This is a genomic window from Nocardia sp. NPDC058705, from assembly GCF_042749305.1.
GTDB lineage: Bacteria > Actinomycetota > Actinomycetes > Mycobacteriales > Mycobacteriaceae > Nocardia.
The window spans coordinates 1-8,312 of the sequence record NZ_JBHYRN010000052.1 but is presented as its reverse complement, the minus strand read 5'-3'; the positions used below and the strand labels follow the sequence as shown (position 1 = coordinate 8,312).

The following is an 8,312-nucleotide window of genomic DNA, read 5'->3' as shown; positions in this document are numbered from 1 at the left end:
CCGTTGCTCGCGCTTCGCGCATGCGCAACGGCGGCTAACTCGCGGCCGGGCCGCTACCGCCGCTGCGCGGCGGACCCTCCCTAGGGGTCGGGTGTGCGGGGCTGGGAGTGCGGTCATGGCGGAACCGGGGTGTGCGGGGCCGGGAGTGTGGTTATGGCGGAACTGGGGTGTGCGGTGTGGCTGGGAGTGCGGTGGGGCTGCGGGCCTTGGGGTGTGTGTGGCGGGTGTGGAGGCGGTGGGTGGCCCGCAATAGTCCTTTTTGGGGCGGTTTATCAACGAGACGGTTGCCACGTGGGGACTTCGCTGCCGGGATCGGCTCGGAGAGCTACCGTCTCTACATGAATGGACCGGCGCCCTTAGACCTTGCTTCGATCCGACGCGCACCGAAGGCATTGCTGCACGATCACCTCGATGGTGGTCTGCGGCCCGCTACGGTGCTAGAGCTGGCCGCTGATTGCGGCTATGACGAGTTACCCGCTTCCGATGCCGAGAGTTTGGGGGCGTGGTTTCGTGACGCTGCCGACAGTGGGTCGTTGGAGCGGTATCTGGAGACGTTCGCGCACACCGTTGCGGTGATGCAGACCCCGGAGGGGCTGCGCAGGGTGGCGCGGGAGTGCGCTGTCGACCTCGCCGCCGACGGGGTCGTGTACGCAGAGGTGCGGTTCGCGCCCGAGCAGCATCTCGAAAAGGGCCTCACGCTCGACGAGGTTGTCGAGCACACCCTTGCCGGGTTCCGGGAGGGGGAGGCGATCGCGGCGGAGCAGGGCAATGTCATTCGGGTGACGTGTCTGCTCACGGCGATGCGGCATGCGGCCAGGTCGCGGGAGATCGCGGAGCTGACGGTGCGGTTCCGTGATGCGGGTGTGGGCGGGTTCGATATCGCGGGTGCCGAGGCGGGATTCCCTCCCACCCGGCACCTGGATGCGTTCGAATATCTGCGAGCCAACCACGCGCACTTCACGATTCACGCGGGTGAAGCGTTCGGACTGCCGTCGATCCACGAGGCACTGGCCTTCTGTGGCTGTGATCGGCTCGGCCACGGGGTGCGGATCACCGATGACATCAGCGTCCCCGGCGACATCGAGGACGCGCAGCTGGGCCTGGTCGCGAACTACGTGCGCGATATGCGGGTGCCGCTGGAGCTGTGCCCCTCGTCGAACGTGCAGACCGGCGCGGTGCCCTCGCTGGACAAGCACCCGTTCGACCTGCTCGCCCGTCTTCGCTTCCGGGTCACCGTCAACACCGACAACCGCCTGATGAGCGACACCTCCATGAGCGAGGAGATGCTCAAGCTGGTCGACACCTTCGGCTACGGCTGGAGCGACCTGGAACGCTTCACCATCAACGCCATGAAGTCGGCTTTCATCCCGTTCCCGGATCGGCTGAAGATCATCGACGAAGTGATCAAGCCGCGATACGCGGTACTTGTCGGCTGATCCGCCTGTCCGCGACTTCTAGCCGGACTCAGGTGCGTTACCGGTAGCGACGCGGCTACCGGTAACGCTGAAGTCAGGTTCGCCCGTCCCCGGCGAGTTACCCATGTCCTCACCGGAGAACGCGGGATGTCTTACTCGCTGACGAGTCGCGCTTCGAACGTGCGCTGCATGTCACGGAACTGCTGGGCCTCCGCCGCGTACGGCGGGTTCGGCGCCATCCGGTTCGGATCCGGGTTGAGCAGATACGAGACGTACCAGCCGAGCGGGTTCGACGGTGCGAGCGCTGTTTCCACGCTGTCGTCATCGGCGTAATCGGCGGCGTCGCTGAACAATTCGACCGCGAGATCGAGCTGTTCTGTATCGACCGCCTCCGGCCCCTCGGCCAGATCCTCGACCAGGCCGGTCAGCACGTAGACGTTCTCGTCGGTCACCTCGACCTCGAGCGAACCGTCCACCGCCGCGGTCTGCACCTCGGCGAAGGTCGACACCCGTGCCAGTTCGTGCTCGTGATCGTCGGCCAGGTAGCGGGCCAGTGCGCGCTCGGAGCCGAAGACGGTGATGGTGGTGCCGTTGCCGAGGAAGATCGGCTCGTCGTCGAGGTAGCAGCGCAGGGTGAAGTGCTCGCCGTCGGAGGTGACGATCTTGACGGGGTCGATGCCGACCTCGTCCCAGAACGTTTCCTCTTCGTCGGGGGCGTCGAGGTCGACGGTTTCGAACTCTTCTTCCTCCTCGGCGACATCGTCGGCGTCGACTTCGTTCTCCTCGGCCGCCAGCAACTCGGCCTCGGCGACCGCGACCGCGGCCGCGTCGACCTCGGGCGTGCTGACGACGCTGTCGATCGCGTCGAGCACGTCGTCCCAGCCCTTGACGATCGCGGCGCCGACCTGATCCCACAGCTCTTCACCATCGCGGCCGACGAATGTCGAAGCCCCGCTGGCCAGTGCGCCGAGCACCGGGTTGTTGCCGAAGAACTTGGTCACCACGTCGAGCTCGCACACCTCGGCGATATTGCGCACCATCGCCAGGGTGTCCTCGAGCTCGCCGACGACCTCGCCGTCGGGATCGCCCGCGGCCAGTTCCGGCACGGAGACCAGATCGAAGCTGAAATTCTCCTCCGGCTCCAGCTCAGCGGCCGAAAGCCCGGCGATGACCGCCCAGGACGGGTGTTCGACGAGGTCGTTGTCGGAGTTGGTGCGGATGAACGCCGCCAGCTCCGCAACGGACTCGAAACCGTAGAGGTCGTCCTCGTGACCGAGGAACGCCTCCCACTCATCGTCACCGTCGCGCCAGCGCGGTGCCCACAGGGTGACGAGATCGCCATCGGTCAGACCGAGCTCGATCGGGACGATGTCTCCAGAAGCCATGACGCGAAGCCTAGCTAGCTCGAGCGCCGCGCACTATCCGGCCCGGGTGCTAAGTGCCCGTCGGGCTGTGCACTCGGGCCGGCGAGCGATTCGTTCAGTGTCGCAATGATGTTGGAACGCGCCTCACCGGCGGTCGTGGTGGCCTGTTTGCAGGCCTCCAGGATCAGTGCGGCGGCTTCGGGGGGAGCCAGCGCGGTGATGCCTTCGTCGAGCCGCAGCGCGACGAGGGCGCCGTCGCTGTTCACCTCGGCGGTGACCAGCCCGTCCTCGGTGGTGAACTGCCCGTTGACCTGCTTCAACCCGTACAGCGCCGCCTCGAGCGCCTCGAGCTTTCCGGTGACGCCCGCGACCAGGGCATCCATTTCCGCACTCACAGTGGCCTCATCCAGCTCGTCTGACCGGTGTCGGCGTCGTCGATGCGGTCGAGTTCGTCGACCGCCTGACGCCGGGTCGGCAGGTTCATCTTGTCGAGCAGTTCGTCGGGGATCTGCGCCTGCTCGCTGTAGACCTCGCGCAGCTTGGCGGCGGCGGCGATGGTCGAGCGCCTGGTCAGGCGCAGGATTTCGTCGGCCAATGCCTGGGCGCCGAACTGGTATTCGCTGCGCTCGAACTTGAGCGCGATCGGCAGACCCATGCTGGTCGCGCGGACCGAGATGGTGCCGGAGCGGTTACTGCTGACCGCGGACTCCACATTGGGCACCTCGGGGATCGGCGTGCCGCTCATTCGGTAGGCCTGTAGAAGCCGTAGAACTCCATGCCACTGTTCTCCGTTCGAATGGAACTGATCGAAACCGGATCGCCGGCCTCGACGAGCTGCCCGTTGCCCACCACCATGGCGACATGGCCGTCCCACACGGCCAGATCGCCCGGCTGCAGGTCACCGGGGGAAACCTGGGGATTGCCGATGTGCTGTTCCTGCGCGAGGCGGGGGAGTTCGACTCCGGCCTCGCCGTAGGCGTACTTGGTGAGCCCGCTGCAGTCGATGCCCGACTGCGGGTCGTTGCCGCCCCACACGTACGGGGTGCCGCAGGCGCCGATAGCCGAGCGGACGGCCGTCGCGGCCTTCTCGTTGGGCGCCTCGACCACGCTGCCGTCGGGCAGGGTGATCTTGACGCCGGTGCCGGATCCGGTCGACGAACCGGTGGAGGACCCGGTCGACGAACCGGTGGAGGTCCCGCCGGTGGTGGTCGACTTCGAGGCACTGGTTGTACTGCCGCCCATCGCCGACGACAACGACGACCCGACGGTGCTCAGCAGCGAACTGCCGGTGCTGGCGGCGGTCGAGAGCATGCCCGAACTCGACGCCGAGGACAGCAGGTTGCTCGCACCGGACGACACGCTCGCCAGCGACGTGCTCGACGGCGCCGGGGTGAGCTCCTGGATCGCGGCGGTCTGGGTGCCCAGTTCCTCCTGCACCCGGCCGACCACGCCCATGCCCTGACCGATGTGGTCGATCGCCGAGGCGATCACCGTGGTCAGACCCACGGGTGTGCCGACGGCGGTACCGAGTGCGGACACCTGCGACACGAACGAGTTGACGATCCCGTCGAGCTCCTTCTGCCCGGTCTGCACATAGGCCGCGGCCTGGTCGACCACGGTCGCCATCCCGGTGCCGTTGTCGGACAGGGTGGCCGAGGAGGTCTGCACGCGCAGGGCCTTGGCGGTGACCGCGTCGACGGCCTGGCCGTCCCACGCGGTGTTCACGTTGTTGATGCTGTTGCGACCCTGCTGATAGATCTGGTCGAGGTTGGTCGAGGTCGAACGCAAACCGTCGGAGGGGCCGCCGGTGGCGAGCACACCGGTGCCGAAGCTCGACAGCAGATCGAGGAGGGGCTGGGTCAGCCCGCTGAGGTCGATCATGCGTCGTCACCGAGCGCGGTCAGGGGTGCGGCGTTGTTCAGGTCGGTCTCGACCAGGGTGGTCGCGGCGCTGGCGGTGGCCGCTCCCATGCTCCCCATGACCGCCGACAGCTGGGCGATCGACGCCACGTGACCTGCGTGCGCGGCGGAGTAGGCAGCGGTGAAATCGCCGCCGATGAGGCCCATCACGGGGCCGAGCAGGGTGGGGTCGGAGGCCACCGAACCGGCCGCCGCCGTGGCCAGTTCCGTTGACATCCCCACCGCAGCCGCGCTGTACGCGGTGATGCCCTCGGCATCGGCTGACATTTTACGCATCGAACTTCCCCCAATCCTCGAGTTCCTGGCAGAGTACGTCCCTCATTATCTTGGACGCACCGGCTCCGCATTCGGTTCCCTGTTTCCGCGAAAATTTCCCCAGCGGTCGTAGGCGCGAAGCGCCAAACGACCCTATCGTCTTTTCATGCGCACCGACACCGTCGACCATCCGCTCGCCGCCACCCTGCTGAGCACCATGCGGGACGTCCGTACCGATAACGCCACCTTCCGCAATGCTCTGGCCGACCTCACCGGCATCCTCATGTACGAGGCCCTGCGCGACGCGCCCGTGGTGCGCACTCCTATCGACACGCCGGTCGCGGTCACCGACGGCGTCCGATTGGCCGCGCCGCCGCTGCTGGTTCCGGTCCTGCGGGCGGGCCTCGGGATGGTCTACGCCGCCGCCGAACTCGTCCCAGAAGCCCGCGTCGGCTTCGTCGGCATCGCCCGCGACGAACAGACCCACGAGCCGGTGCCCTACCTCGAATCGCTGCCCGCCGACCTCACCGGCCTGCCGGTCTTCGTCCTGGACCCGATGCTGGCCACCGGCGGTTCCATGCGCCACACCATCGAACTCCTCGTCGCCCGCGGCGCCACCGACATCACCGCCGTCTGCGTGGTCTCCGCCCCCGAAGGTGTTGCTGCCCTGGCGGACTCGGGCCTACCGGTCCGCCTGATCACCGCCGCCATCGACGAAAAACTCAACGAGAACGCCTACATCGTCCCCGGCCTCGGCGACGCGGGCGACCGCCAGTTCGGCCCACGCTGACTCAGCGTGGCCGGGCGAACAACTCCAAGTGACTGCAGTTGCCGCACCGGAAGGCCTCGACATTCCAGCGGGTACGGCCGAACCGTTTGGCGCCGCCGAATACGCCGTGCTGCAAAGGGCCTTCGACCCACCGGGTGTCGCCTCGAGAGGAGTCGCCGGAATCTTCCAGGAAGCCGGGGTAGAGCTTGGTCTCACCGCATTGCGAGCAGCGCATGACTATTCCTTGCTGTCCGCCAGCGATCGGCAGAACGTGGTGAGCTGGGAGAGTCGCTGTGCGGCGAGTTCTCTCGCGTTGTCGAGGGCGTCCGGTCCGGCCACCGGAGCGAAAACCTCCAGGTAGCACTTGAGTTTGGGTTCGGTGCCAGAGGGGCGCACGACGATGCGGAAGTCGTCGGCATCGAAGATCAGTGCGTCGGTGCGTAACCGCCCGCGAACCAGCGCCTGATCGGTGAATTTCACCGGAGTACCGGCTATTTCGGTGGGCGGGTTCGCACGCAGGGCAGCGACCAGCACGCTCGCGGCGGCCTGGTCGGGCAGGCGCAGCGAGACCTGGTCACCGGCGTGCAGACCGAATTCGACCGCGTAGGAATCGAGTTCGTCCTGCAGGGACTTGCCCTCGGCCTTCAGCAGCGCGACGAGGTCCGCCGCGGCGACGGCGGCGGAGATGCCGTCCTTGTCGCGGACCTTCGTGGGATCGACGCAGTGTCCGATGGCCTCTTCGTAGGCGTACACGAGACCCTCGCCCGCCCTGGCCAGCCATTTGAAGCCGGTGAGGGTCTCGGCGTAGCGGGCCGAACGTGCGGCGGCCAGCTTCGACAGCAGCCGTGAGGAAACGATGGTCGTGGCGACCAGGGGATCGGCCGGCGAGGTACGCAGCACGTAATCGGCCAGCAGCACACCGGTTTCGTCACCGCGCAGCATGTGCCAACCCTCGGGGCCGGGCACGCCGAGAGCGCAGCGGTCGGCATCGGGATCCAGCGCGATCGCCACATCGGCATCGATCCGCGAGGCCAGCGCGAGCAACAGATCAGCCGCGCCGGGCTCCTCCGGATTGGGAAAGCTCACCGTCGGGAAGTCGGGGTCGGGTGCGAATTGTTCCTCCACCACGTGCACATCGGTGAACCCCGCCGCGGCCAACGCACGCACCGCCAGTTCGCCGCCGACACCGTGCAACGCGGTCAACGCGATCCGCACATCCGCCCGCTCACCGGGCCCGCCGAGTAGGCCGGGAAGTTCCGCGACGCGGGCGAGGTACCGATCGACCAACTCGGCACCGGAAACCGAAACAGTTTCCCGCGCAACAGGTTCGACAACCGCCTCGATGCACTTCTCGATCTCGCTGTCGGCAGGCGCGATCAGCTGCGACCCACCGTCGAGATACACCTTGTACCCGTTGTCGGCGGGCGGATTATGCGAGGCGGTGATCTGCACCCCCGCCACCGCACCCAGCTCGCGCACCGCGAACGCCACCACCGGTGTCGGCACCGGCTCGGGCAGCAACGTCACGGGAAATCCTGCCGCAGTGAAGATCTCAGCCGTCGCGGTAGCGAACTCCGCCGACCCGTGCCGAGCATCGCGCCCGACCACCACGGCCCCGCCGCCGAGACACCGTGCACGCAACCAGTCGGCCAGCCCGGCCGTGGCCCGCGACACCGTGGTCACGTTCATCCCGTCCGGGCCCTCGCGCAACGGTCCACGCAGGCCCGCGGTCCCGAAGCGCAGCATCTACACGCGCTCCAGAATGCCGCGCAGCAGCTTGCCCAGCCGGGGCGCCGCGGCCTGTCCCTCGGCCAGTACCTCCGCGTGCGAAAGGTGTTCGCCGGTTACGCCCGCGGCCATATTGGTGACCAGCGAGATGCCGAGCACCTTCGCGCCCAGCGATCGCGCCTCGATCGCCTCGAGCACCGTCGACATGCCGACCAGATCCGCCCCGATCGTCGCGAGCATGCGGATTTCGGCGGGTGTCTCGTACTGCGGACCGGTGAGCCCGGCGTACACACCTTCGGTCAGGCTCGGGTCGAGTTCCTTTGTCAGCGCCCGCAATTCGGGGTCCCAGGCATCGACCAGATCGACGAACCGCGCACCGACCAGCGGGGTGCGCGCGGTGAGGTTGATGTGGTCGGCGATCAGCACCGGCTCGCCCACCTGCAGGCCTGCCCTTAGCCCGCCCGCGGCATTGGTGAGCAGCACGATCTCCGCGCCCGCCGCGATCGCCGCGGTCACCGGATGCACCACTTGCTGCGGCGTATAGCCCTCGTACAGATGCTGGCGACCCATCAGCAGCAGCACGTTGTTGTCGTTCACGGTGACCGAATGCACCATCCCGCCGTGCCCCTGCGCACTGGGTTTACCGAAGCCGGGCAGCTCCGTCATCGGAATCGAGGCATGCGGCGCGCCGATCTCGGCTGCTGCCTCCTGCCACCCCGATCCCAGCACCACGGCCACGCGATGACGCGGCACTCCCGTACGTTCGGCAATCGCCGTAGCGGCCTGTTCGGCAGTCATGGAGGAAGTCTAAGTCCATTGGAGCGCTGGCGCGCTCGAGCGCGGCCCCTGAGGGGCCGCGAGT

Annotated in this window: 10 protein-coding genes; 2 read left to right on the top strand and 8 right to left on the bottom strand. The window is 67.5% G+C overall.

Going from position 1 to position 8,312, the window contains the following annotated elements:
- Nucleotides 1-338: 338 nt before the first annotated feature.
- Nucleotides 339-1,436, top strand: coding sequence for an adenosine deaminase (locus ACFW6D_RS31400; RefSeq protein ID WP_379334147.1), 1,098 nt, complete (start codon nucleotides 339-341; stop codon nucleotides 1,434-1,436).
- Nucleotides 1,437-1,567: 131 nt separating this feature from the next.
- Here the strand turns inward: ACFW6D_RS31400 and ACFW6D_RS31395 are convergent, their stop codons facing one another.
- The 5 genes from ACFW6D_RS31395 to ACFW6D_RS31375 are packed head-to-tail and all read right to left on the bottom strand — an operon-like array spanning nucleotide 1,568 to nucleotide 4,974.
- A complete protein-coding gene (locus tag ACFW6D_RS31395) occupies nucleotides 1,568-2,800 on the bottom strand; it encodes a primosomal protein (RefSeq protein WP_379334145.1) in 1,233 nt (410 codons plus the stop codon).
- 14 nt (nucleotides 2,801-2,814) lie between these two features.
- Nucleotides 2,815-3,174 carry a YbaB/EbfC family nucleoid-associated protein gene (locus ACFW6D_RS31390; protein WP_379334143.1) on the bottom strand — a complete coding sequence of 120 codons (360 nt, stop codon included), beginning with the start codon at nucleotides 3,172-3,174 and terminating at the stop codon, nucleotides 2,815-2,817.
- Nucleotides 3,171-3,524, bottom strand: coding sequence for a hypothetical protein (locus tag ACFW6D_RS31385; protein WP_379334141.1), 354 nt, complete (start codon nucleotides 3,522-3,524; stop codon nucleotides 3,171-3,173). Before ACFW6D_RS31385 ends, ACFW6D_RS31390 begins: the two co-directional genes overlap by 4 nt.
- Entirely contained in the window at nucleotides 3,521-4,660 is a 1,140-nt protein-coding gene (locus ACFW6D_RS31380; RefSeq protein ID WP_379334139.1) for an NlpC/P60 family protein, read from the bottom strand. The genes ACFW6D_RS31385 and ACFW6D_RS31380 overlap by 4 nt, the downstream gene beginning before the upstream one ends.
- Nucleotides 4,657-4,974: a hypothetical protein gene (locus tag ACFW6D_RS31375; RefSeq protein WP_379334137.1), complete on the bottom strand. Its 318-nt coding sequence runs from the start codon at nucleotides 4,972-4,974 to the stop codon at nucleotides 4,657-4,659. Before ACFW6D_RS31375 ends, ACFW6D_RS31380 begins: the two co-directional genes overlap by 4 nt.
- A gap of 145 nt (nucleotides 4,975-5,119) precedes the next feature.
- Here ACFW6D_RS31375 and upp point away from each other — a divergent pair, with 145 nt between their 5' ends.
- Nucleotides 5,120-5,743, top strand: coding sequence for a uracil phosphoribosyltransferase (gene upp, locus ACFW6D_RS31370; protein ID WP_379334135.1), 624 nt, complete (start codon nucleotides 5,120-5,122; stop codon nucleotides 5,741-5,743).
- 1 nt (nucleotide 5,744) lies between these two features.
- Here upp and ACFW6D_RS31365 read toward each other — a convergent pair whose 3' ends face one another.
- From ACFW6D_RS31365 to ACFW6D_RS31355, 3 genes are read right to left on the bottom strand one after another with little or no spacing between them, the layout of a single operon-like run.
- Complete coding sequence (locus ACFW6D_RS31365) at nucleotides 5,745-5,957, bottom strand: hypothetical protein (protein WP_379334133.1); 213 nt, start codon at nucleotides 5,955-5,957, stop codon at nucleotides 5,745-5,747.
- A gap of 2 nt (nucleotides 5,958-5,959) precedes the next feature.
- A complete protein-coding gene (locus tag ACFW6D_RS31360; RefSeq protein WP_379334131.1) occupies nucleotides 5,960-7,468 on the bottom strand; it encodes a phospho-sugar mutase in 1,509 nt (502 codons plus the stop codon).
- A complete protein-coding gene (locus ACFW6D_RS31355; RefSeq protein WP_379334129.1) occupies nucleotides 7,469-8,248 on the bottom strand; it encodes a purine-nucleoside phosphorylase in 780 nt (259 codons plus the stop codon).
- Nucleotides 8,249-8,312: the final 64 nt, after the last annotated feature.

What these genes read in the sequence shown, in the direction of transcription:
- ACFW6D_RS31395 (WP_379334145.1), bottom strand. Translation starts at nt 2,800, where the DNA reads ATGGCTTCTGGAGACATCGTCCCGATCGAGCTCGGTCTGACCGATGGC.
- ACFW6D_RS31355 (WP_379334129.1), bottom strand. Translation starts at nt 8,248, where the DNA reads ATGACTGCCGAACAGGCCGCTACGGCGATTGCCGAACGTACGGGAGTG.
- ACFW6D_RS31380 (WP_379334139.1), bottom strand. Translation starts at nt 4,660, where the DNA reads ATGATCGACCTCAGCGGGCTGACCCAGCCCCTCCTCGATCTGCTGTCG.
- upp (WP_379334135.1), top strand. Translation starts at nt 5,120, where the DNA reads ATGCGCACCGACACCGTCGACCATCCGCTCGCCGCCACCCTGCTGAGC.
- ACFW6D_RS31365 (WP_379334133.1), bottom strand. Translation starts at nt 5,957, where the DNA reads ATGCGCTGCTCGCAATGCGGTGAGACCAAGCTCTACCCCGGCTTCCTG.
- ACFW6D_RS31360 (WP_379334131.1), bottom strand. Translation starts at nt 7,468, where the DNA reads ATGCTGCGCTTCGGGACCGCGGGCCTGCGTGGACCGTTGCGCGAGGGC.
- ACFW6D_RS31400 (WP_379334147.1), top strand. Translation starts at nt 339, where the DNA reads ATGAATGGACCGGCGCCCTTAGACCTTGCTTCGATCCGACGCGCACCG.
- ACFW6D_RS31375 (WP_379334137.1), bottom strand. Translation starts at nt 4,974, where the DNA reads ATGCGTAAAATGTCAGCCGATGCCGAGGGCATCACCGCGTACAGCGCG.
- ACFW6D_RS31385 (WP_379334141.1), bottom strand. Translation starts at nt 3,524, where the DNA reads ATGAGCGGCACGCCGATCCCCGAGGTGCCCAATGTGGAGTCCGCGGTC.